The following is a 22,911-nucleotide window of genomic DNA, read 5'->3' on the forward strand; positions in this document are numbered from 1 at the left end:
CTCACGTACGAGGTGCGTTCGCATGAGCCAGGGAACGCTGTACGACAAGGTCTGGGACCGGCACAAAGTCACGACCCTGCCGAACGGACAGGACCAGCTGTTCGTCGGCCTGCACCTCATCCACGAGGTCACCAGCCCGCAGGCCTTTGGCATGCTCAAAGAGCGCGGCCTCGAAGTCGCGCGCCCGGACCTGACCCACGCGACGGTCGACCACATCGTCCCGACCGCGAACCAGGACCGGCCCTACGCTGACGACGCGGCCGAGACGATGATGTCGGAACTGGAGGAGAACGTCCGCGACGCCGGCATCCAGTTCTCGGACCCGACGACGGGCGACCAGGGCATCGTCCACGTCATCGGCCCGGAACAGGGCATCACCCAGCCCGGCAAGACCATCGTCTGTGGCGACAGCCACACCTCGACCCACGGCGCCTTCGGCGCGCTCGCGTTCGGTATCGGGACCAGCCAGATTCGGGACGTGCTGGCTACCCAGACCATCGCGATGGAGAAACAGAAGGTCCGCAAAATCGAGGTCACCGGCGAGCTCGACGAGGGCGTCGAGGCCAAGGACATCATCCTCGAAATCATCCGCCGGCTCGGCACCGAGGGCGGCGTCGGCTACGTCTACGAGTACGCCGGCGAGACCATCGAGAACCTCGACATGGAGGGGCGGATGTCCATCTGTAACATGTCCATCGAGGGCGGCGCTCGCGCGGGCTACGTCAACCCCGACGAGACCACCTATGAGTGGCTGGAAGAGACCGATTACTTCCAGGAGCACCCCGAGAAGTTCGAGGAGCTCAAGCCCTACTGGGAGTCCATCCGCTCGGACGAGGACGCGGAGTACGACGACGTGGTCGAAATCGACGCCGGCGAACTGGACCCCGTCGTCACCTGGGGGACCACGCCCGGACAGGGCATCGGCATCGACGACCCCATCCCGGCCCCCGAGGACCTGGCCGACGACAAGCAAGACACCGCACGGCGCGCACAGAAGCACATGCGCGTCGAGCCCGGCCAGACCATGGAAGGCTACGACATCGACGTGGCCTTCCTGGGCTCGTGTACGAACGCCCGACTGCCCGACCTGCGACGGGCGGCCCGCATCGTCAAGGGGCGACAGGTCGTCGACGACGTGCGCGCGTTCGTTGTCCCCGGCAGCCAGCGCGTCCAGCGCGCCGCCGAGGAAGAGGGCCTGAAGGCCATCTTCGAGGAAGCCGGCTTCGAGTGGCGAAACGCCGGCTGTTCGATGTGTCTGGGTATGAACGAGGACCAGCTGGAGGGCGACGAGGCCTGTGCCTCCTCCTCGAACCGGAACTTCGTCGGCCGGCAGGGCAGCAAGGACGGGCGCACCGTCCTGATGAACCCCCGGATGGTCGCCGCGGCGGCCATCACTGGCGAGGTCGCTGACGTGCGCGACCTGAAGGAGGTGGCGCTGCAATGAGAAGCGAGACGCTCCGCGTCTCGGATATGCGAACGGGGGGCGCCCGTGAGCGAACCGTGCGACATCCTCAGCGCGAAGCGCTGGAGGTGGTCGCATGAGCGACGCGACCGAGGAGATTCCGGAGGTCGACTACGTCGAGGGGACCGGCATCCCCATCCGCGGGAACGACATCGACACGGACCAGATAATCCCTGCGCGGTTCATGAAGGTCGTCACCTTCGACGGCCTGGGCGAGTTCGCGTTCTTCGATGTCCGCTTCGACGACGACGACAATCAGAAGGACCACCCGATGAACGAGGAGCGGTTCCAGGACGCCAACGTCATGGTGGTCAACAACAACTTCGGCTGTGGCTCCTCGCGCGAGCACGCTCCGCAGGCGCTCATGCGCTGGGGCATCGACGCTATCATCGGCGAAGGCTTCGCCGAGATTTTCGCCGGGAACTGCCTGGCGCTCGGCATCCCGACCGTCACCGCCGACCACGAGACCATCAACGCGCTCCAGCAGTGGGTCGACGACAACCCCGACGGGGACATCGAAGTCGACGTGGCGGCCGAGACCGTCCGCTACGGCGGCAACGAGGTCTCCGTCAGCGTCGACGACGCCCAGCGGCAGGCCCTCGTCGAGGGCATCTGGGACACGACGGCGCTGATGAAGGCAAACCGCAACGCCATCGAGGAGACGGCGGCGCAGTTACCGTATCTCGACCAGACGCGGTCGGATATCGAAGCGGACGACTAGCTACGGAGAGTTTCAGTTCTCCGGTACGCGTCTGCTTCGCAGGCACGGACGAGTAGCCGCGATGGACCTCGTTTTCGAGCCGTGAGTGTCTCGCCAGCGAGCGCGGCGGCCGGCTGTGAGCTGGGCCGGCGAGATGCCAAGAGCAATGCGCGTGGGCGTCGCGTCGTCCTCTCATGGAAGAGATACGGGAAATCCACGTCGCGCCGCTCGGCCACGAGCGCGACCGTATCGCCGAGCCGATACGCAAGCACAACGCCGACGACGTGTACCTGCTCTCCGAGACGACGGAGGCGACGCGCCTGACGCCCTACCAGCAGGCGCTCGTCGAGGACCTCGACGCGGACGGCGTCAGGGTCGACCTGCGCCGGACGGACCTGCAGGACCTCTACGACGTGCTGGCGGTCGTCACGACGCTCACCGCCGACCACCCCGAGGACATCGTGCGGGTCAACGTCTCCAGCGGACCGAAGGTGGCCGCCATCGGAAGCGCCATCGCGTGCATGGCGACGGCGGCGACCGCTTACTACGTCCACCCGGAGCGCCACGTCCCGCCGGTGGCGGACGAACCGCTCACCCGCGGTATGGCCGAGGCGGAGGTCCTCCCGTCGTACCCCATCGAGGCCATCTCGCGGGACCAGGTGGCCGTGCTGGACTACCTGCAGCGGACCAACAGCGAGCGCTACACCGCGAAGAAGTCAGACCTCATCGAGTTCGCCGAGGACGCGGGGCTGGCCTTTATCGACGACGCGGACCCCGCAAACGACAAGGCGAAGTTCGCGCTGTTGAACGCGAACGTCGTCGACCCGCTGGTCGAGGACGGCTACATCACCGTCCGGGACGTCGGCCGGACGAAGCAGGTGAAACTGACTGAGACCGGCGAGAACGTCCTCCACGCCTTTCGCCACAAGCTCTGAGTGGCGGTCGGAGAGCAGAATCGGGCCCGCTTCTCGGTGGTCACTTCGCTCCCGATAGCGTGCACAGTCTCGATAGTATAGATTGTTTTGACAGTATCTACGGTATCAATAGTATCGTGATAGTAGCTACATATTGACCCCCGAAATACTCGGGTGCGCACGGTCCCCGGCGACGCGTCGCTGCCCTCCCCTGCTTCGGCCCTCCACCGAGTCGACGCCGTCGTCGCGGCCCGTGCCACCATGCTGTCATCCCTGACGCGACTCCGGGACGGCTGGCGGTCACCCGGGTCGAGGCGGTCCCCGCTGACGCCCGCTCCAGCGCGATGGCGAACCGAACCACTTTCACCGGCCGGTGACGTGCCTCTCGCTATGACACACGAGATAGCCGTCATCCCCGGCGACGGAATCGGACAGGAGGTTACCCCCGCCGCGGTCGAGGTACTGGAGGCGCTCGACGCGGTCGACTTCGACTTCGTCGAGGGCGAGGCCGGCGACGCCGTCAAGGCGGAGACGGGCGAGGCGCTCCCACAGGAGACGCGCGACCTGGCGGCCGACGCCGACGCGACGCTGTTCGGCGCGGCCGGCGAGACGGCGGCCGACGTGATTCTGCCGCTGCGACAGGTCGTCGGCTCGTTCGCCAACGTCCGCCCGGCCCGCTCGTACCCGGGGCTGGACGCCGTCCAGCCCGACACCGACATCGTGTTCATCCGGGAGAACACCGAGGGCGTCTACAAGGGCATCGAGAGCGAAATCGCCGACGGCGTCACCACCTGCACGCGGGTCATCACCGAGGACGCCTCCGAGAAAATCGCCGAGTACGGGTTCAGTTACGCGAAGCAGAACGGCTACGACGACGTGACCATCGCTCACAAGGCCAACGTCATGCGGACCACCGACGGTCTGTTCCTCGATGCGGCCTCGGCGGTCGGCGACGACCGCGGGGCGTCCTACGACACCGCGCTGATGGACGCGCTGGCGATGCATCTCGTGATGAACCCTCAGGACTACGGCGTCGTCATCTGTCCGAACCTCGCCGGCGACATGCTGTCGGACCTCGCGGCGGGCCTCGTCGGCGGCCTCGGTCTGCTGCCGTCGGCTAACGTCGGCGAAGACAACGCGCTGTTCGAACCGGTCCACGGCTCCGCGCCGGACATCGCCGGCGAGGGTGTCGCCAACCCCTCGGCGATGATTCTCTCCGCCGCGATGCTGCTCGACCACCTGGGCTACGACGAACAGGCCGACGCCGTCCGGTCGGCCGTCGAGGCCGTTCTCGATTCGGGGCCGCGGACGCCGGACCTGGGCGGCGACGCCTCCACCGAGGACGTGACCGCGACCGTCATTGACGAGCTGTAGACGCTTTTCTCCCGCCCCATTTGGTCAGAAACAAGCACGGCCCGATAGAAAGAGGTAAAACCGAAGCGAAACAATCACGGTCGAGAGAATGCTCCCGGCCGAGCGAAAGCGCACTATCGTCCAGTTGGTGACAGAGCGAGACGGCTGTTCAGTGTCTGAGCTGGCCGCGGAACTGGAGTTCTCGAAGGCGACCATCCGTCGGGACCTCCGGGACCTGGAGTCGGAAGGCCGGATAGAGCGGTCACACGGCGGCGCGGTGCCGGCCTCGTCGGTCGGGACCGAGCGCCCGTACGGCCAGCGCGAGGTCGAACACTACGCCGAGAAGCAAGCGATTGCGGAGCGGGCCGCCCAGGAGGTCCGCGAGGGCCAGGTGGTCTGTTTCGACGCGGGGTCGACGACGATGGAAGTGGCTCGCGCGGTTCCGGACACCGACTACGTGGCGGCGACGAACATGCCCGACCTCGCCACGGAGCTCGCCGAGCACGAGGTCGACGCCAAACTCACCGGGGGGAGCCTGCGGCCCCGAACCCGCGCGCTCGTCGGCCCGACGGCCGAGCGTGCCATAGAGCGGATGAACTTCGACCTGCTGTTCCTGGGGACCAACGCTCTCGACAGCGCCGCCGGGCTGTCGACGCCCAACGAGGACGAGGCGGCCGTCAAGGAACTGATGGTCGAACGCGCTCGCCGGGTCGTGCTGGTCGCCGACGCGTCGAAGTTCGGCGACCGGAGCTTCGTCAGTTTCGCCGACCTGGACCAGGTCGATTTGCTCGTCACCGACGCCAGCCCGTCGGGGGCACTCGCCACAGCCCTCGCGGACGCCGACGTGCCCGTCGAGGAGGTCAGCACATGATTGTCACCGTCACCTACAACCCCGCGGTCGACCAGACCGTCCAGTTCGAGGAACAGATGGCCCCCGACCGCGTCATGCGGGCCGACAGCGCGCAGTTCGACGCGGGCGGGAAGGGAATCAACGCCGCGCAACTGCTCACCGCGATGGACCGGCCCTGCGTCGCGACGGGGCTGCTGGGCGGGTTCACCGGCACGTTCATCAGAGAGACGCTACAGGAAGACGGCGTCGGGACGGCCTTCGTCGACGTGGACGGGACGACCCGGCTCAACACCACCGCTATCGCGGCCGCGGAGGAGTACAAACTGAACCAGACCGGACCGACCGTCGAGGCGTCGGTCGTCGACGACCTGCTTGATCGCGTCGCGGCACAGGACCCCGACCGCGTGCTCGTCGGTGGGAGCCTACCGCCGGGGCTGTCCCCCGAGGCCATCGACCGCATCGCGGCCGGCGGCGACTGGGAGACTGTCGTCGACACCGGCGGCGACGTGCTCCGGGACCTCGACGCGCAGTACGGGCTCTGCAAGCCGAACCGCGCCGAACTCGGCGACGCGACCGGGGCCGACGTCTCCACCGTCGAGGGGTGTGCGGACGCGGCCGACGCGTTCCGGGAGCGAGGCTTCGACCGCGTGCTGGCCTCCCTCGGCCCGGACGGCGCGGTCCTCGTCGGCGACGCGGGCCGGCTGTACGCCGAAGCGCTCGACGTCGACGTCGTCGACACCGTCGGGGCCGGCGACGCGCTCCTCTCGGGCGTCCTGAGCGCCTGGGAGGCCGGCGCGGACGACGAGACGGCGCTCCGGACCGGCGTCGCCGTCTCCGCACAGGTCGTCCAGCGGGCCGGCACGGCCGTCCCCGACCTGGACGACATCGAAACGCTCCGGGACGGCGTGACGGTGCGGCGGCTGTAGGACGCGGCTTCTCACAGCAATAGAACCCCGAACGGGGCGTCAGAACTTCTCGAGGTAGTCGTCGACGAACGCGCGCACGTCGGCCAGCGACGGCTGGTCGGCGGTCCGGACGAAGTAGCCGGCGACGGCGTTGCCGACGACGACCGCGGCGGCCGGGGGGAGGCCGGCGATGCGGGCGAGACCGAGCCCGGCGTTGAAGTGGTCGCCGGAACTGGTCGTCAGTTCCGGGTCCGAGACGGCTGGGACGGCCACGCTGTCGGTACCCGCCGGCGAGACGACGACGGAGCGTTCGACGCCGTGCCCGACGAACCAGGTCGGCGCGAGCGCCTCGAACACCGCTTCGGCGTCCTCGGCGAACGAGCGTTCCCCTTCCCCCGCGTAGGCGTCCGCGAGCACGCCTGTCTCGGCGCGGTTCGAGGTGACCACCACGTCTGTCACCTCGTCCAGTCGACCGAGGGCCTCCCGGCCGGCGCGCAGGCGGTCGGCGTCGAGCTTCCGCACGTCGCCGGGGTCGACCAGGACAGTCTCCGGCGGGTCGTCGATGTCGCCCCAGATGGACCGGAGGCCGTCGAAGACCGTCGGCAGGTCCGGGGTCTCCGACCAGTAGCCGGTCCCTAACAGGCTCGCGCCGTCGAGTGTCTCGGCCAGCCGGTCGTGGCCGAAGGCCGCGTCGAGTTCGGCCCAGTCCAGCGTCATCGTGTCGCCGATTTCGGTGAGCATGAGCTTCCCGTCGTCGAACTCGACGGCGTCGGTGACGCCGGGCTCGCCCAGCGAGTGGAGTTCGTAGCCGCCGAACTCGGACTCGAAGGCGTCGTGGACCGGGTCGCCGTACATCCCGACCATCACCGGGTCGAACGACCAGCCGCCGAAGGCCCGCGCGAGGTGGCTGGTGTGGCCCCCGGTCCGGTTGCCCTGCTGGAGCCACTCGAAGGACAGCGAGCTGTCGGCGGCCACGGAGCGCTCGATGCGGTCGCCGAAGCCCTCCAGCGTGGCGAGTCGCTCGTGGCTCTCAGGGTCGATGCGGTCGGCGACGACCTCCCGGACGCGGTCGAGGTAGCCGTCGAAACCGAAGACGACTCGGCCGGTGTCGAGAGCGTCGGGCAGCGCGTCGCTGTCGGGCAACGCCTCGTCCGCTGCGGCGACGGCTCGGCGCGTCTCCTCGTCCATGGCCTACAGGACGTCGTCGGCGGTCGCGTCCTCGAAGATGACGCCTTCGAGCTTGTCGAGGATGTCGTAGGGGTCGTCGCGCTGCCAGACGTTGCGGCCGACGGCGAGGCCGGCGACGCCGACGTCCATGCAGTCTTCGACGAGTTCGAGGAAGTCACGGTCGGAGGTTTTCGACCCGCCCGAGAGCAGGACGCGGTTGTCGGCGGCCGAGCGGACGGCGTGGGCCATCGCCTCCTTGTCGCGTGGGTACTTGACCTTCGTGAAGTCAGCGCCGAGTTCGAGGCCGATTCGGGCCGCGTAGGCGATGGTGGAGGGACTGCGGTGCTCCTTGATGGCCTGGCCGCGCGGGTACGACCACATGGCGATGGGGAGGTCGTGGTCGCGGGCGTTCTCCTGGACCGGCCGGAAGTCCTCGAACATGTCGGTCTCGCGGTTGACGCCGGGGTAGATGGTGTAGCCGATGGCGTCGGCACCGAGCTCGGCCGCGTAGTCGACTGACCAGTTCTGGGGCGAGTACGGGTCGCCCATCCAGAGGTCCGAGCCGCCGTTGAGCTTCGCCAGCAGGTTCACGTCGTCCTCGTAGCTCGGGTAGTACGTCTCGGCGAGGCCCTTGCCGACGGCCAGGGCCGTCACGGCGTCGTGGGTCGCCATCTCGAACACCTCGCGGGGGTCGAGGCGCTCCTCGACGCCGCTGAACTGCTTGGGACCGTGTTCCAGCCCGTGGTCGTGTGCCAGCACGAGCGTCTTGTCGTTCCGTACGAGCGGTGAGTCACCCAGTGGTCGCATGTGTTCTCTTTCTACCGAGAACGACCATTAACAGTTTTCGGTTCTGATTTGTTACTACTGTTCGCGTTTGTTTTTGACCGAGGCCGGGAATTAAGTACGTTCCACTGATAAGTCGGGACATGCCATCCGTGGAGCTAGACGCCGAGACGGTGGACCGCCTCGACGACCTGCGCGTCGAGGACGAATCGTACGACGACATCGTGACGGAGCTCATCAACATCTACGAGGCCGAGGAGCTGACGCTGTTCCACGGCGGCGACGAGTACTAACCCTGGGCCTGCTCACAGACGGACTGCCAGCGCCCGTTCGACTCCAGTTTCTCCTGTAGCTTCTCCGCGTACGCCTGTGCGAGCTGTGCCGCCTCCTCCTCCTGTTCCTTGGTCCCGCCGCCGGACCCGCCCAGGCCGAGCGCGTCCTTGACGCCCGAGAGGAGGCCGCCCCCGGAGCCGCCCTGGTCGCCGCCGGGGCCGCCCATCGGCCCCTGGTTCGCCACCCGTTCCATCTCCGGCATGACGCTGGAGAGTTTCGACGTGTCGGCGACGATACGTGCGGCGTCAGGGTCGCCCGGGTTCTCGATTTCGAACTCGACGGCAGTCATCACCAGCCCCCACTGCTGGCTGGAGAACGACGACGCTTTGACCTGCTCGTTGAACCGTTGGTCGACCGCCATCCGTTCGCCGGCGATGCGGTCGGTCCAGTCTGAGTCACTCATAGACAGGTGTTTGCGGGCCGGCGGTATGAGCGTTTCCCGCTCGGTGCGTTGCCGGCAGTTCCGCAGCGGCCGCCCGCCGCGTCCGGAGCGGTCACTGTCGAGCCACGAGCGCCGGAAAACGACGTCGCCGCTCAGACGCCAGACTCGATGGAGATATCGGCGTGCAGGTCCTCCCGTAGCGCCGAGTGGACGTGACAGATATCCTCCGCGAGTTCGACGATGTCCTGTTCCTCGTCGGCCAGTGACGCCTCGACCTCGACGTGGAAGTCGATGGACTCCAGGTCGTCGTCCTCGTCGAGTTCCGCGGCGACCTCGACGTCGACGGTCCCGATGTCTCCGTGACCGTACTTGTCGGCGGCGACGCGTAGCGCCGGGATGTAACAGGAGGCGTAGTCGGCCGCCAGCACCTCGTTCGGCGACGGGCCGTTCTCGCTCAGCGCGTCGACGACGAGCTCCCACTCGCCGTTGATGACACTCTCTACCGTGTACCCTTCCTCGCAGGTGCTCTCGACTTCGATGTCTGCCATAGCATTCCGACGGTCACATCCCTCCCCCTAAACGTTTCCTGCGTGGCACGTCCTGCTGCGGGCACGGACCGGCCACCCCGCCGGCGGCGACACTGCCGAAACGTAATACCCCTCCGGCCCGTACGTGTGGGTGATGGAACACCTCGCACCGTCGAACGTGCCGGTGTACGCCACGCGGGACCAGCAGCGCGAAATCTGGGAGCGCTGCCGGGACCGCGGGCAACCGGTCCTCGCCGTCCGGGACGCCACCCGTGGGTTCATCGTCCGGTACGACCTCCAGCACCTGTCCTACGAGCTCTCGGACGCCACCGTCCAGGCGCTCCGGGACCGGGTCCGCTCCCGGCGGCCGTACCCGACCGCGACGGACCCGATATCCGAGACGGAGGGCGTCGGCGGCGAGGCCGGGCCGGTGTCCGGCGAACTCCACGCGCATACGGAGGCGGCCGCGCGGGAACTGGCCTCGCACATCTCCGGGTTCGTGCTGGACCGGTCGAACTGGCGGTAGTACCGAAACAACGCGGCTGGGGCTTTTTCACACAGCCGTACCTTGGGTGCGTATGGCACTCGCCCGACACGAGACGGGGCCGCTCGCGGCCGCGAGTGCTCTGGCGTCGCAGGTGCACCCGGTGTTCATGCTGCCGCCGCTCGCGACCTCGCTGTTCGGCGGCTTGCTCTCGGGAGGCTTCTGGCCCCCGGTCGCCGCGCTCCACGCGGGCGCGATGTTCTTCGCCGTCTACACGGCCCACGTCAAGGACGGCTACGTCGACTTCCACGTCCGCGGCGAGGACGACGACCACCCCCTCACTCCCACTGGCTGCCGCGCGGCGCTGGTCGCCGCCGCCGTCGGCTTCGCACTCTGTGTGGCCGGGCTGGCGCTGTTTGCCGGTCCCGGCGCGGCGCTGCTGACGGTTCCGACCTGGGTCATCGGCTACACGCACGCGCCGCAACTCGACATGAACCCCGTCGGCGCGACGATGGGCTACCCGGCGGGTATCGCGCTGGCGCTGCTGGGGGGCTACTACGCCCAGGTGACGACGCTGACGCCGCGGGCCGTCGGCCTCGCGGCCGTGTTCCTCCTCCTGCTGACGGGCATCAAAATCATCGACGACGAGCAGGACTACGACTACGACCGGTCGATACGGAAGCGGACCGTCGCCGTCGTGCTGGGCCGACAGCGCGCCAGGCGGTTCGCGCTCGGACTGTTCGGGGCGGGCCTGCTCGGCGTCGTGGGACTGGCCGTGGCGCTGCCGGGCATCCCGCCGAGCGCGGCCGCCGCCGCGCTCGTGTTCGGAGCGGTCGCGGCCGTCGCCCAGCGGCGCGACCCCGAGACCGCGACGATGTTGCTGATTCGCGGGTCGTACCTCCTCCTGGCCGTCCTCGTCACCGCGGTGTGGTTCCGGCCGCTGGCCTGAGCCCTCGGTCCGGCGCTCGCGTTGCGTCGGTCAGCCCGACACGGACGTGAGCACGTGGGTCGCCGAGACGACGAACGATATCGCCACCATCGAGGCGGCCATGACGCCGGCGACGACCGGCGAGAGGTCCCCCGCGAGACCACCGACCGCGAGCACGACGGCTGCGGTGAGCGCACAGCCCAGCAGGGCCAGGTGGACGAACAGCCACGGCCCGACGCGACGCACCGACTCCAGCAGCGTCCCGACTCCCGAGGACTGCGCCGGCCGGACCCGCTTCCCGGGCCTGTAGTACTCCGCGGCGGTCCCGTAGCCCGTGCGTCCGCCGCGGGTCTGTGAGCGCCGTGCCGCGTCCACCGCCCCGCTCGCGGTATCGGCGTCGGTCCCCCGGTCGACGTACTGCCGGGCGACGTCGCTGGCGCTGCCCGTGACTGTGCCTCCGTCCGCGCCGCTCCCGTACTCGCCGACGTACGCGGCGTGGCCGAGTCGGTGGTACCGCTCCCGCTCGGCCTCGTCCGTGAGCACCTCCTTCGCTCGCGTGAGGCGCTTGAACCGCTCTCTCGCGTCCGGGTCGTCGCTCACGTCCGGGTGGTGGGCCTTCGTCTGCTCCCGGTAGGCGCGGACTATCGTCTCTTCGGTGGCATCCGGGTCCACCCCGAGAATGCCGTAGAACGTCGCTTCCATACACACCCCTGTGTGGTTCGCCAGTCGAACCAGACCTATAATAAACTATTCACTCCCTCACCCCCCGATATCGCTCGCCTCTCACCGAGTCGCCGGACTGAAACTGCGTGACCGCCTCTGTCCCCGTATGGACGAAGACACCGAGGACTGGGCGAGACAGTTGGAAGCCAACCGGGCGGAGAAAGACCGCTTCTTCGCGGACCACCGGCAGTCGCCGATTCCGCCGGAGGAGCGCGACGACTTCGACGGACTCAGCTACTTCGACCCGGACCCCGAGTACCGCGTCGAGGCGACGGTCACCGTCCACGAGACGCCGGACTCGGTCGACCTGGAGACGAGCGACGACCGGACGGTGCGCTACCTCCACGTCGCGACGCTGTCGTTCGACCTCGACGGCGAGGCCCGCGAACTCCACGCGTTCCGGCAGGCAGCCGACGAGTCCCGGACGCTGTTTGTCCCCTTCCGCGACAAGACGACCGGGCAACAGAGCTACGACGGCGGCCGGTACATGGAACTGGAACCCGACCGCGACCTGGCCGACGGCGACGAGATTACGCTGGATTTCAACCTCGCGTACTCGCCGTTCTGTGCCTACAGCGACACCTTCTCCTGCCCGCTGCCGCCGGAGTCGAACTGGCTCGAAACCGCGGTGACCGCCGGGGAACGGACCGACTGAGCGGCGGGCACGACACCAAACTGTTTACACAGTACCACGACCAAGACGTGATATGGCAACGGCGACCCGCGACCGTCCGGTCCTCCAGGCCTTCCAGTACGGGTTTACCCTCTTCTCGGCGCTCCTGTTGGGGGTGATAGGGCTCGGCTTCGGCTCGATACTGCTGCTCGCCGTCGCCGCCGCCCTGTCGTTCGGGGCCGGAATCCAGATAACGACGGTCCAGACGCTCGTACTCGGGCTGATAACGGTCCAGGGAATCGGCTGTCCGGTCATCGCGTACACCTACATCAAGCTCAGACCGGTCGTCCGGGCGAAAATTCGGGAGCTCTTCTCCTACTCCGCGGACGACGACGAGTTCACTATCGGTATCGCCGTCCCGAGTCTCCGCGAAGTCGGTATCGTCGTGCTGGGCTACGCCGGTGCGATGGGCGCGCTCGTGGTGGTCGCCGTCATCATCACGACGCTCGTCTCCCTGTTCGGAATCGAACCGGCGGCGAACCAGGCGGCGGAGATAGGGATGGAGAACCCCGAGGTCCTCCTGTTGCTGATTCCCGCCTCGTTTCTCCTCATCGGCCCCGGCGAGGAACTGCTGTTCCGCGGCGTCGTCCAGGGCCGCATCCGGGACCGGTTCGGCCCGGTCGTCGGCGTCGCTATCGCGAGCGTCATCTTCGCCGGCATCCACTACCCCGCTCTCAGCGGCGGTTCGGTCACGGGCAAACTCGTCTCGATAAGCGCTCTGCTCATCCCGGCCCTCATCCTCGGTGCGACCTACGAGTACACGGACAACATCGTCGTTCCGTCGCTCATCCACGGCGCGTACAACGCGACGCTGTTTACCGGCCTGTACGTCACCGTGCGGTACAGCGGCGAACTCTCCGAGGCCGCTGGCACCCCTGGCCTGTTCTGATGTGCCCGCTCGGGACGTCCGCAACGCCCATTTGTAATCTAGGTGATCAGTCATCAGACATGCAACAGCAGGGACGGCGACGACTTTCCGGCGAGTCGATAACGATAATTCCGTTTCACTGTCTCTACGGTCGTTTTTCGGGAGCGTCGCCGCCGATATCGTGGACGGTCCGTCGCTGACGGACGGGCTCGACTGAGCCACGTTCAGATCGAGTGACAAATGTCTTATTAGTCTTTTTGCACAATACGCAGACAGATGGCTGGTCGAGTCCGTGTGCTCCACATCGACGACGAACCGGGTCTCGCCGAACTGACTGCGGAGTATCTCGAACGGGCCATGGACTGCGCCAGCGTCGACACCGCGATGCGGGCCGACGATGTCGTCGCGGACCGCCCGCAAGACACGTACGATTGCATCGTCAGCGACTACGACATGCCCGGCATGAACGGGCTGGAACTCCTCGAACGGATACGCGCGGACGCGCCGAAGTTCCCGTTCATCCTCTACACCGGGAAGGGCAGCGAGGAGATAGCGGCCGAGGCGATTTCCGCGGGCGTCACGGATTACATCCAGAAGGAGTCGGGGACCTCACAGTACACCGTGCTGGCAAACAGGGTCCAAAACGCCGTCGAAGCCCGCAGGGACGAACTACAGGTCATGCGGGACCACCGGGCGATGAACGAGGCCTGGGACGGCATCGCCACACTGGATCACGAGGGCCGGTTCACCTACCTGAACGACGCCTACGCCGAGACGTTCGGCTACGAGCGCGATGCCCTCCTGGGCGAACACTGGAAGACGGTTCACTCGGCGGAGAGCCTCGAAACGGTCGAGAACGAGATTCTCCCGGCCGTCGAGGAGAACGGGACGTGGACGGGCGAGACCCGTCTCGAACGCGCCGATGGGACGCAGTTCGTCGGCGAACACACCGTCGCGAGCATCGGGAACGACGGCGCGGTCTGTGTGGTGCGTGACCGGACCGAGCGGGAGGAACTCGGCCGGCAACTGCGACACGAGCGCGAGCGGTTCCGACTGTTCGTCGACGCGGTCGAGAACTACGCGATGTTCCTCCTCGACCCCGACGGCCGCGTCCGGTCGTGGAACGCCGGCGCGGAACAGATTACGCAGTACGCGGAGGCCGAGATTCTCGGCGAACACTGCTCGACGTTCTACACGGAGCGGCAGGTGGCCGAGGGCATCCCGGACAGACTGTTACGGGCGGCACGAGAGCACGGTCAGGCCACCGACCGGGGACTGCGGGTCCGGAAGGACGGCAGCACCTTCTGGGCCGACGTGACCGTCACGGCGCTCCGGGAGGACGGCGAACTCCGCGGCTTCGCAAAAGTGACCAAGGACATCACGGACCGGATAGAGCGGGAGCGCCTCCAGGCGCGGGCCGAACGCTACCGCGAGGCACTCTACGAGGTCACGAACGACACGGACCGGCGGTTCGAGCAGCGGTTGGTCGACGCGCTGGAACTCGGCGTCGAGTATCTGGGTCTCGACCAGGGCTACCTCGTCGCCTACGACCGCGAGGCAGACACACACGAGATACTCGCCGTCGCCGGCGACCCGCCGCTCGTCGCCCCGGGCGATACGATACCACTCTCCGAGACGTGCCGCCGGCAGACGGCCGACCCCGACGGCACGGTCTCGGTGTACGACGCCGAGCGTCAGGACCTGACCGACGACCCCGCGTACCGGCGGTTCGGCCTCGGCTGTTACGTCGGCGCGGATATCGAAATCGACGGCGACCCGTTCGGGACGGTCTGTTTCGTCGCCCGTGACCCCCGTCCCGACCAGTTCAGACCGGCGGAGAAATCGTTCGTCGAACTGCTCACGGGGTGGCTGAAACACGAACTCGACCGACGCGACAGCCGGATTCAGTGGCCTGCAGAGGAGTGACGTTCGAGCCGACGGGAGCGACCAGCGTGAGAACGACCGTGGCACCGGTGTGGGCCCGTGGCTCCGGCAGGTGGTGACTGTCGCCCGGAACACTAACGTCCGGCATCATCCTCGGCGGTGTGCCACGTCAGCCGGCAAACCCTCGTGCCGGGCGGGTGATTGAGTCGTAATCACCGAACGGCCAGTCGGTTTCGACCGTCTGGCGGGTCGCCGGATACGGCGACCGGGTGCGGTGTGACCCGCGGTTATGTCGCGTGCCCGGGTTCTCCGGGTCGTCATCGTCCCGGTGACGGGTCTCAGCCGGGGATTGAAGGCACGCAGGCGTAGTTCGCCGGTGGCACACCTAAGGCTGACGCTCAGACGGCGTAGTCGTCCTCGCGCACCTGGACGTATTTGCCGTTCCGATAGCCGAACTTCCCCCACTTGTAGCGGACGACCAGCTCCAGCCCGTGGAGGCCGCCCCTGAGCGCGGCGTCGGCCTTGATGCCGCGGGCGTCCATCAGGTCGTTGGCGGTGGTAAAGGCCCGGTCCCAGTCGGCGGGCCGCCAGTCTCGGACCATGTCCGCGAAGGTGACGTTCCGGAGGATTTCGTCGCCGATGGCCCGGTGCCAGGCGTCGTTGTACCGTTCGAGGCTGCCGGTCGCGGCGAGGCGGCCAGCGATTTTGCCGGTGCGAACGGCGACGTGGTCGCCGCCCTCGTGGAAGGCGGAGGTCGCGCCCATCGCGCCGCCGGTGACGGCGATGCCCGCGCCGACGGGGGACTCTATCGGCCGGGTCGAGGAGATGGGATACGTCTCCGTGCCGCGGGCTTTCCCGCGGTCCTCCGCGAGCGGGAAGTCGTCGAGGTCGTAGGCCTGGAACTCCCGTTCGAGCAGGCGCTCGATGTACTGGCGGCCCTGCGGGATGCTGTTGTCGTCTTCCCTGAGCAGGGCCCACTCGCTGCGGTCGTAGTCGTCGATGTCCAGCCCGATGGGCATCGTCAGGCCGATGCGAGCGACCGGCGGGTCGTTCGGGAAAATCCACGGATAGGCCGTGTGGCCGGGCATGATGCCCCACCAGAACTCGATGAACTCCGGCGTGAACAGCTCCTCGGGCATCCGGCGATGTTCCTGGTAGGCGATGTGGTTGACCTCGTTCGAGGGCATGATGTCGGCCATCGTCCGGTCGTCCGGGAGGAACTGGTCGAGCGCCCCGCCGGTGACGGTCCGCTGGGGGCCGTCGGCGAGAATCACGTACTCGGCGGCGATGTCCTCGCCGTTGGCCAGCCGGACGGTGTGTCGCGGCGAACTCCGCAGGTCGGTCTCGACGCCGGTGACGCTGACGCCGACGCGGTAGTCCGCGCCTGCCGCCGTCGCCCGCTCGCGCAGCCAGTCGTCGAACCGCGCCCGGTGGAACGTGACGCCGAAGCCGTCGGTGGTCGCGTCGATGCCGGTCTCGGTGAGCGTCATCTCGGTCGATGGGCCGTAGAACTTCGCCCCGTCGAGTTCGCTCAACACCACGTCTTCGGGGAACTCCGACCGCGGAATGTCCATGATGTCGAACCAGTAGTCGAGTAGCCCGGCGGCGTCCGTCGAGTCCGGTCCCGTCCCCTCGCGGTCGGCCCTGGGGACCCCCTTTTCGAGGAGGACGGCGTCGGCCCCGTGGTCGGCTGCAGCCTCGGCCGCCGACGAGCCGGCCGGACCGCCGCCCACAATGGCGACGTCTACGTGTTCCATACCCGCTACGGTGTCCCGCGCCCGCTAAAACCTATTGTCTTGGGTCGAATCCGCGGTCTGACGCCCTCGCGTGACCCAACTGGCGTCACCCTTCCGACGCCGCGTCGGCGAGTCCCACGTCGTGTCGCTCCAGTCGCTCGACGGCCCGCTGGTACGCGTCGCTCTCCGCCAGCGCCGTCGCCCGAACCGCGTCGGCGACGGTGGCCCGTCGGTCGGCGAGTCCCAGTAGTTTCCGCCGCTCCGTCCCGTACTCGCGCCGGGTGCGAACTGTCGAGAGCACCGACAGCAGGGTGTCCCGGTCGGTGGGTTTTCGAAGGTACGAATCGACCGGAATCTCCAGAATGTCAACGTCCGGTTCCACGCCGCTTATCATCACGACCGCGGGCGCGGCGGGCCGCTGCCGGAGCTTCGAGGCGACCGTCTCGCCGCTCAGTTCCGGCATCTGCCGGTCGAGCAGCACGACGTCGACGGAATCGTCGATACGCCGCAACCCAGTGCGCCCGTCACTCGCCTCTGTGACCTCGTACGCCTCCGGAAGCCAGAGCTTGTAGAGCTGTCTGTAGTCCTCGTCGTCGTCGATTACCGCAACGCTCGTCGGTCTCCCCATGCCTTCGAAACCATACGAAGGTCATCCTACAAATATGCTAAGATATCGGCGCACTATTACTACAAATTTTACAAATTCAGGCTGCCAAATCATCCGTTCCCTACGTGTGAGGTAACCAATAAGTGTCCCTACCTACGGCCGGCGGACTGTCGGCACTGTTTTGAGGGGCGCGGGTGGAACAGACGATATGGTTCCCTACGCCACAGGAGGGGTTCGATGGCCGACATCGTCGTGATGCGATACGACGTTCACGGGATGCCGGTCGACCAGTACGCGACAGCGCTCCGGGACCGGCTGCCGGAGTGGGACATCGCCGTCGCGGAGACGCCCGACGCCGAGCGGGACTTGATTGCCGGCGCGACGGTCCTGACCGGCAACGACGTCTCGCCGGAGCTGGTCGATACCGCCGACTCCCTGGAGCTGTTTGCGGGGACGTACGCTGGATACGACCACCTCCCGCTGTCGGAGCTGGCCGACCGCGACATCGCGTTGACGACGGCCTCCGGGGTCCACGGCCCGAACGTCGCCGAGAACGTCGTCGGGTCCTGGCTCGCCTTCGCTCGGGGCTTTTTCACCGCCCGCCGCCACCAGCGCGACCACGCCTGGCAGTCGTTCCACACCGACGATTTCGCCGGCAGCCGCGTCTGTGTGGTCGGTCTCGGCGAAATCGGGCAGGCCATCGTCGACCGCGTGCAGGGGTTCGACGTGGAGACCGTCGGCGTCCGCTACTCGCCGGAAAAGGGCGGCCCGACGGACGAGGTGTACGGCTTCGACGACATCCACGAGGCCGTCGCCGACACCGAGTACGTCGGGCTGGCCTGCCCACTCACCGACGAGACGCGCCACCTCATTGACGAGGAGGTGTTCCAGACGATGCACCCCGACACGGTGCTCACCAACGTCGCCCGCGGCCCGGTCGTCGACACCGACGCGCTCGTCCATGCGCTCCAGCGAAACCATATCGACGGCGCGGCCTTAGACGTGACCGACCCCGAACCGCTGCCCGGCGACCACCCGCTGTGGGACTTCGAGAACGTCCTCGTCACGCCACACAACGCCGGCCACACGCCCAGCTACTACGAGCGGCTGGCCGATATCGTCGCCGAGAACGTCCGACGGGCGGAGCGAACCGGCGAGTGGGACGGGCTCAGGAACCAGATAGCGCTGTAAACGGGGGTTCGGCGGGGCTGTCACCCGCCGCGGACCCGTCCCGTGGACCGCGTTATCACGCTCTGAAACAGCTGCTGTACGGTTAAGAGCGCTCGGCACGCATCCGGTGTATGTGCCGACACGGCCGCCCGTCCGGGTCTGACCGCGGTGTCTCACCGGTCATCGGCGTCGTTCTGCTGGTGGCGATTGGGATTCTGTTGGCGGCCGTGCTGGCGTCGCTGGCGATGAGCTTCGAGGGGAAACTCCGCGAGCCAGCCCCCGCGGGCGGGTTCGAAGCCGAGTACGTCGCCTCGGGCGGGGACAACGCGGCCGACCGCCCCTACGTCACCATCACGCACGAAGTCGGGCGGACCGTGGACGGCGACAACATCGTCATCCGGGACGAGTCCGGCAACAGCGTGACTTGGAGCGACGTCTGGACGGGCGGCCCCGAGGTCAAGAGCGGCGAGTACGTCCACCTCGACGGGTTCGACAGCGACTCGGCGCTGGACCCTATCTGTGCGGAGGGGGACACGTACCGGATTATCCTCACGGACGACGACGGCGACACGCTCAAACTGAACACGTGGGAGGCCCCGTCGGACCCGGCGCTCCCGCCGGGGTCGCCCTCCGATAGCGACGGTGATGGCGTCCCGGACTGGTGCTGACGTCGGGCCGGACGGGCCACCGTCTCTGTGCCGTCTGTGTCGAGCTAAAAAACCGCCCTCGTGACCGTGACCGTTACAAGTAGCCGCGCTTGTCGAGCAGTTCGCCGTTCAGCACGCTCGCGCCGGCGGCACCGCGCATGGTGTTGTGTGCGAGGCAGTTGAACTGGACGCCGTCGGTCGTCTCGCGGAACCCGCCGACCGCGACGCCCATGCCGTCCTCGACGTTGCGGTCGAGGCGGGGCTGCGGGCGGTCCGGTTCGTCGAACACCGTGATGAGCTTCTCGGGCGAGGACGGCAGGTCGATGCCGGTCACCGACTCCATCGCGGCCTCGGCGTCGGCCGCGGAGACGTCCTCTGCGGTGTCGGCCCAGACGTTCTCGAGGTGGCCGTCGAGCGTCGGGATGCGGTTGCAGGAGGCGGCCACGTCCATCTCGTTGAGGTGGACCTCTGCGCCGTCGAACGAGCCGAGCAGTTTGCGCGACTCGCTCTCCATCTTCTGCTCTTCGCCGCCGATGTGGGGGATGGCGTTGTCGATGATTTCCATCGAGGTGACGCCGGAGTAGCCCGCGCCGGAGACGGCCTGCAGCGTCGAGACGCGCACGTCGGTCAGGTCGAACTCGCGGTCGAGGCCGGCCAGCGGCGGCACCATCGTAATCGTCGAGCAGTTGGGGTTCTTCAGGAGCGCGCCGTCCCAGCCGCGCTCGTCGCGCTGGACTTCGAGCAGGTCGACGTGGTCGGCGTTGACCTCGGGGATGACGAGGGGCACGTCCTCGTCCATCCGGCCGTTCGAGGAGTTCGAGGAGACGACGTAGCCGGCCTCACAGAACTCCGGCTCGACTTCCGCGCCGACGCTGGACGGGAGCGAGGAGAAGATGAGGTCCACGTCGTCGGGCACCGAGTCCGGGTCGGTGGCGCGCACTTCCAGTCCGGCCACGTCCTCGGGAATCGGGGAGTTGACGCGCCACTTGGCGGCGTCCTTGTATGTCTCGCCGGCGCTCGCGTCGCTGGCTGTCAGTGCTGCGATTTCGAACTCGGGATGGGGGTCGAGCAGTTGGATGAGCCGTTGCCCGACAGCACCCGTCGCACCGAGTACACCTACGCGTACAGTCATCGGTTGACACACGGCTATGGGTGGTCAAAACAGTTTGGATACGAAGCGGTTCCGCCGTCCGCGCTGAGCTACTCGCGGTCGGTGTCCTCGAACACCCACTCGATGACGCGGGCCTCCACGAGGTCCCGCTCCTCGACGTACGGGTCGTCGCGGTTCGCCAGCGTCTCCGCTGCCTCGGCGCGCATCTCCGCCTCGATTTCCGTGTGGTCGGGCTCGTCCCGGATGTCGTTCAGCAGCGCCTCGAAGTCCTCGCGGAGGTCGAAGGAGGCGCGGGCGGCGTTACACCGGGACAGCGGGCTCATCCCGGTCTCCAACACGAGGTCACGCACCGTCTCCCAGTCCGAGCCACAGAAGTAGATGGACACCTCGCCGACGATGTCCTGCCAGGCGATGGGGTCGGCGTGTTTCAGCAGCGGGACCGCCCGGGGCGGCAGGTCCAGACGGGTCTCGGTGTCCGGGTTCCCACACAGACAGCAGGCCTTCTCCGTCTTCCCCGTGTACATGTACGAACGTTGGGCTGGGCGTATTTGGACCCATCGTAGCCGGGCGGTAGCTGGCCGGCTACTGATATAAAACAGTACGTCCCACCTCGACAGCGCGTCACACCGGACAGGAACGTTTTAATCGCCGGACCGGCCACACTGCGGTATGGATACCGCCGAGCGACTCGACCTGGTGACGCGACACACGACGGAGGTCGTCACCGAGGACGAACTGCGGGCACTGTTCGAGGACGGCGACCCGTCGGCGTACATCGGCTACGCGCCGACCGGCGAGATGCACATCGGCCACTTCACGACGATGCGGAAGCTCGCGGACTTCCTGCGGGCCGGCGTCGACGTGACGGTGCTCATCGCGGACCTGCACGCCCACCTCGACGACAACAAGTCGCCGTTCGACCTGCTCGACGCCCGCTCGACCTACTACGAGACGGCCATCGAGGGCATGATTGAGGCGGCCGGCGCGGACCCCGACGACGTGACCTTCGTCCGGGGGACCGACTTCCAGCTCGACGAGGAGTACACGCTGGAGATGTACCGGATGGCCGCCGAGACGACCATCTCGCGCACGCAACGCGCGGCCAGCGAGGTCGTCCGCGAGTCCGACAGCCCGAACCTCGGCGGGCTCATCTACCCGCTGATGCAGACCCTGGACGTGAAGGCGCTCGACGCCGACATCGCCTACGGCGGCGTCGACCAGCGCGGCATCTACATGCTCTCGCGCGAAATTCTCCCCGACCACGGCGGCGAGTCGCCAGTCTGCCTGTTCGCGCCGCTCCTGTCCGGCCTCTCCGGCGGCAAGATGAGCGCCTCCGACGAGGCCTCGAAAGTGAACCTCACCGACAGCCCCGACGAGGTCGACGAGAAAATCGGGCAGGCGTACTGCCCGGCCGGCGAGGTCGAGGAGAACGGAGTGCTGGAGTACCTCGAACACCTCGTGTTCCCGGTGCTGGACGTCCGCGACGAGTCCTTCGTCGTCGAGCGCCCCGAGGAGTACGGCGGCGACCTGACCTACGAGAGCTACGACGAGGTCGAGGCGGACTTCGTCAGCGGCGAACTCCACCCCGCGGACCTGAAGCCCTCGGCCGCGGGCGCTATCTCGGACGTCATCGACCCGGTTCGGGAGCGCCTGGCCGACGAGGGGGCGCTGCTCGCCGAGGCCTACCCCGAGAAGTACGACGCGGAGTAACCGCAGAGCGATGCCGTCCCCCGACACCGGCGACGACCCGGCGCGCTCGCGGGCCGCCGTCCGCCGGACCTACGAGGACATCGGCGACCACTTCTCGAAGACCCGCGAGTACGCCTGGCCGGAGGTGGAGTCGTTCGTCGCCGAGGCTCCGCCGTGCGGGACGGCGCTCGACCTTGGCTGTGGCAACGGCCGGCACGCCGAGTTGCTGACCGGAATCGCGGACCGCGTCGTCGGCCTCGACGCCAGCCGCGCGCTCCTGACGGCCGCTATCGACCGCGTCGGTGATGACGTCGCGCTCGTCCAGGGCGACGCGGTCGAACTGCCCCTCGCCGACGACTGCGTCGACCTCGCGGTGTACGTCGCGACCCTGCACCACCTCCCGTCGCGGGACGCCCGCCGCGCCAGCCTGGACGAACTCGCCCGCGCCCTCGCGCCTGGGGCGCGGGCGCTCGTCAGCGCGTGGAGCACGGCCCACGACCGCTTCGACGCCGCGGCGGACGCCGGGACCGGCTTCGACACCACCGTCGACTGGACGCTCCCCGGGGGCGAGACCGTCCCGCGGTTCTACCACATCTACGCGCCGGCCGAGTTCGAGCGCGACGTCGCCGCCAGCGACCTCCGATTGGTGTCACTGGAGCTGTCCAGCGGTAACTGTTACGGCGTCGTCGAACCGGAAGGGAAACGCACTTAATCGCCTTCCATCTATGAGGGTATACGTTCGCACTCGGGCGGTCCCGATTCGAAAGAATCAGGATGCGTGAGTGAGCGTGCGGCGGTGGTGAGCAAGTCCAACGGATTTGCGAACGACGCCGCGGAGAAGCGAAGCGCTGTGCGGCGGTGGTCTAGTGGTAGGACCTGAGCCTTCCAAGCTCATGGCCCGGGTTCAAATCCCGGCCGCCGCATTCTGCGAGGAACGGACGTGACGAGCGAATGCTCTACAGCGGGACTTGAATCACGCGAGGCGAACGAAGCGAGTCTCGCCATCGGGTTCAAA

Annotated in this window: 25 protein-coding genes and 1 tRNA gene; 17 read left to right on the forward strand and 9 right to left on the reverse strand. The window is 67.7% G+C overall.

The genetic code is table 11. The annotated features are described in order from the left end of the window. Nucleotides 1–22: 22 nt before the first annotated feature. The 6 genes from leuC (at nucleotide 23) to pfkB (ending at nucleotide 6,205) form a co-directional block, all read left to right on the forward strand. Entirely contained in the window at nucleotides 23–1,444 is a 1,422-nt protein-coding gene (leuC, locus tag VI123_RS11375) for a 3-isopropylmalate dehydratase large subunit (RefSeq protein WP_336338162.1), read from the forward strand. Nucleotides 1,445–1,538: 94 nt separating this feature from the next. Beyond that, a complete protein-coding gene (leuD, locus tag VI123_RS11380) occupies nucleotides 1,539–2,183 on the forward strand; it encodes a 3-isopropylmalate dehydratase small subunit (protein WP_336338163.1) in 645 nt (214 codons plus the stop codon). Between the two features lie 173 nt (nucleotides 2,184–2,356). After that, a complete protein-coding gene (locus VI123_RS11385; protein ID WP_336338164.1) occupies nucleotides 2,357–3,097 on the forward strand; it encodes an HFX_2341 family transcriptional regulator domain-containing protein in 741 nt (246 codons plus the stop codon). A 369-nt stretch (nucleotides 3,098–3,466) separates the two neighbouring features. Further along, nucleotides 3,467–4,450 (forward strand): isocitrate/isopropylmalate dehydrogenase family protein, encoded by a 984-nt coding sequence (locus tag VI123_RS11390; protein WP_336338165.1) that lies wholly within the window; start codon nucleotides 3,467–3,469, stop codon nucleotides 4,448–4,450. An 88-nt stretch (nucleotides 4,451–4,538) separates the two neighbouring features. Next, a complete protein-coding gene (glpR, locus tag VI123_RS11395; RefSeq protein WP_336338166.1) occupies nucleotides 4,539–5,300 on the forward strand; it encodes an HTH-type transcriptional regulator GlpR in 762 nt (253 codons plus the stop codon). Beyond that, a complete protein-coding gene (gene pfkB, locus VI123_RS11400; RefSeq protein ID WP_336338167.1) occupies nucleotides 5,297–6,205 on the forward strand; it encodes a 1-phosphofructokinase in 909 nt (302 codons plus the stop codon). Before glpR ends, pfkB begins: the two co-directional genes overlap by 4 nt. A gap of 39 nt (nucleotides 6,206–6,244) precedes the next feature. On the opposite strand, the gene VI123_RS11405 is transcribed toward pfkB, so the two are convergent. Together VI123_RS11405 and VI123_RS11410 are read right to left on the reverse strand one after the other, a co-directional pair. Next, on the reverse strand, nucleotides 6,245–7,372 hold the full coding sequence (locus tag VI123_RS11405; RefSeq protein ID WP_336338168.1) for a hypothetical protein: 1,128 nt from the start codon (nucleotides 7,370–7,372) through the stop codon (nucleotides 6,245–6,247). Nucleotides 7,373–7,375: 3 nt separating this feature from the next. After that, on the reverse strand, nucleotides 7,376–8,158 hold the full coding sequence (locus tag VI123_RS11410; protein WP_053968421.1) for a class I fructose-bisphosphate aldolase: 783 nt from the start codon (nucleotides 8,156–8,158) through the stop codon (nucleotides 7,376–7,378). Nucleotides 8,159–8,277: 119 nt separating this feature from the next. Here VI123_RS11410 and VI123_RS11415 point away from each other — a divergent pair, with 119 nt between their 5' ends. Beyond that, entirely contained in the window at nucleotides 8,278–8,427 is a 150-nt protein-coding gene (locus VI123_RS11415) for a DUF7557 family protein (RefSeq protein WP_008309953.1), read from the forward strand. Here the strand turns inward: VI123_RS11415 and VI123_RS11420 are convergent. Together VI123_RS11420 and VI123_RS11425 are read right to left on the reverse strand one after the other, a co-directional pair. Next, nucleotides 8,424–8,870, reverse strand: coding sequence for a DUF5799 family protein (locus VI123_RS11420; RefSeq protein WP_336338169.1), 447 nt, complete (start codon nucleotides 8,868–8,870; stop codon nucleotides 8,424–8,426). The two genes, VI123_RS11415 and VI123_RS11420, sit on opposite strands and share 4 nt — an antisense overlap. Nucleotides 8,871–9,001: 131 nt before the next feature. After that, nucleotides 9,002–9,397 carry an OsmC family protein gene (locus VI123_RS11425; protein ID WP_336338170.1) on the reverse strand — a complete coding sequence of 132 codons (396 nt, stop codon included), beginning with the start codon at nucleotides 9,395–9,397 and terminating at the stop codon, nucleotides 9,002–9,004. Between the two features lie 133 nt (nucleotides 9,398–9,530). Between VI123_RS11425 and VI123_RS11430 the strand changes: the two genes are divergently transcribed. Both VI123_RS11430 and VI123_RS11435 read left to right on the forward strand, forming a co-directional pair. After that, nucleotides 9,531–9,902 (forward strand): hypothetical protein, encoded by a 372-nt coding sequence (locus VI123_RS11430; protein WP_336338171.1) that lies wholly within the window; start codon nucleotides 9,531–9,533, stop codon nucleotides 9,900–9,902. 52 nt (nucleotides 9,903–9,954) lie between these two features. Beyond that, complete coding sequence (locus VI123_RS11435; RefSeq protein ID WP_336338172.1) at nucleotides 9,955–10,809, forward strand: UbiA family prenyltransferase; 855 nt, start codon at nucleotides 9,955–9,957, stop codon at nucleotides 10,807–10,809. A gap of 30 nt (nucleotides 10,810–10,839) precedes the next feature. Here VI123_RS11435 and VI123_RS11440 read toward each other — a convergent pair whose 3' ends face one another. Continuing rightward, nucleotides 10,840–11,490 (reverse strand): DnaJ domain-containing protein, encoded by a 651-nt coding sequence (locus VI123_RS11440; protein ID WP_336338173.1) that lies wholly within the window; start codon nucleotides 11,488–11,490, stop codon nucleotides 10,840–10,842. A 127-nt stretch (nucleotides 11,491–11,617) separates the two neighbouring features. Between VI123_RS11440 and VI123_RS11445 the strand changes: the two genes are divergently transcribed. The 3 genes from VI123_RS11445 (at nucleotide 11,618) to VI123_RS11455 (ending at nucleotide 14,978) form a co-directional block, all read left to right on the forward strand. After that, a complete protein-coding gene (locus VI123_RS11445; protein ID WP_336338174.1) occupies nucleotides 11,618–12,166 on the forward strand; it encodes a DUF1684 domain-containing protein in 549 nt (182 codons plus the stop codon). Between the two features lie 52 nt (nucleotides 12,167–12,218). Then, on the forward strand, nucleotides 12,219–13,073 hold the full coding sequence (locus VI123_RS11450; protein WP_336338175.1) for a CPBP family intramembrane glutamic endopeptidase: 855 nt from the start codon (nucleotides 12,219–12,221) through the stop codon (nucleotides 13,071–13,073). Nucleotides 13,074–13,328: 255 nt separating this feature from the next. After that, a complete protein-coding gene (locus VI123_RS11455; RefSeq protein ID WP_336338176.1) occupies nucleotides 13,329–14,978 on the forward strand; it encodes a PAS domain S-box protein in 1,650 nt (549 codons plus the stop codon). A 356-nt stretch (nucleotides 14,979–15,334) separates the two neighbouring features. Here VI123_RS11455 and VI123_RS11460 read toward each other — a convergent pair whose 3' ends face one another. Together VI123_RS11460 and VI123_RS11465 are read right to left on the reverse strand one after the other, a co-directional pair. Continuing rightward, a complete protein-coding gene (locus VI123_RS11460; protein ID WP_336338177.1) occupies nucleotides 15,335–16,693 on the reverse strand; it encodes an NAD(P)/FAD-dependent oxidoreductase in 1,359 nt (452 codons plus the stop codon). Nucleotides 16,694–16,778: 85 nt separating this feature from the next. Then, nucleotides 16,779–17,300, reverse strand: coding sequence for a response regulator transcription factor (locus VI123_RS11465; RefSeq protein ID WP_336338178.1), 522 nt, complete (start codon nucleotides 17,298–17,300; stop codon nucleotides 16,779–16,781). Between the two features lie 216 nt (nucleotides 17,301–17,516). Here VI123_RS11465 and VI123_RS11470 point away from each other — a divergent pair, with 216 nt between their 5' ends. Together VI123_RS11470 and VI123_RS11475 are read left to right on the forward strand one after the other, a co-directional pair. Then, nucleotides 17,517–18,470 carry a D-2-hydroxyacid dehydrogenase gene (locus VI123_RS11470; protein WP_336338179.1) on the forward strand — a complete coding sequence of 318 codons (954 nt, stop codon included), beginning with the start codon at nucleotides 17,517–17,519 and terminating at the stop codon, nucleotides 18,468–18,470. A gap of 110 nt (nucleotides 18,471–18,580) precedes the next feature. Next, nucleotides 18,581–19,117, forward strand: a complete 537-nt coding sequence (locus VI123_RS11475) for a type IV pilin N-terminal domain-containing protein (protein WP_336338180.1) — start codon at nucleotides 18,581–18,583, stop codon at nucleotides 19,115–19,117. A gap of 73 nt (nucleotides 19,118–19,190) precedes the next feature. Here VI123_RS11475 and asd read toward each other — a convergent pair whose 3' ends face one another. Both asd and VI123_RS11485 read right to left on the reverse strand, forming a co-directional pair. Further along, entirely contained in the window at nucleotides 19,191–20,228 is a 1,038-nt protein-coding gene (asd, locus tag VI123_RS11480; protein ID WP_336338181.1) for an aspartate-semialdehyde dehydrogenase, read from the reverse strand. A 68-nt stretch (nucleotides 20,229–20,296) separates the two neighbouring features. After that, nucleotides 20,297–20,731 (reverse strand): hypothetical protein, encoded by a 435-nt coding sequence (locus tag VI123_RS11485; RefSeq protein WP_336338182.1) that lies wholly within the window; start codon nucleotides 20,729–20,731, stop codon nucleotides 20,297–20,299. Between the two features lie 145 nt (nucleotides 20,732–20,876). On the opposite strand from VI123_RS11485, the gene VI123_RS11490 reads away from it, so the two are divergent. From VI123_RS11490 to VI123_RS11500, 3 genes are all read left to right on the forward strand, one after another. Beyond that, the gene (locus VI123_RS11490) at nucleotides 20,877–21,917 is read left to right on the forward strand and encodes a tyrosine--tRNA ligase (RefSeq protein ID WP_336338183.1); all 1,041 of its coding nucleotides are present in this window, start codon (nucleotides 20,877–20,879) and stop codon (nucleotides 21,915–21,917) included. A 10-nt stretch (nucleotides 21,918–21,927) separates the two neighbouring features. Continuing rightward, nucleotides 21,928–22,608, forward strand: a complete 681-nt coding sequence (locus tag VI123_RS11495; protein WP_336338184.1) for a class I SAM-dependent methyltransferase — start codon at nucleotides 21,928–21,930, stop codon at nucleotides 22,606–22,608. 140 nt (nucleotides 22,609–22,748) lie between these two features. Further along, nucleotides 22,749–22,819: transfer RNA gene (locus VI123_RS11500), tRNA-Gly, on the forward strand. Nucleotides 22,820–22,911: the final 92 nt, after the last annotated feature.

The organism is Haloarcula sp. DT43 (assembly GCF_037078405.1).
Lineage (GTDB): Archaea > Halobacteriota > Halobacteria > Halobacteriales > Haloarculaceae > Haloarcula > Haloarcula brevis.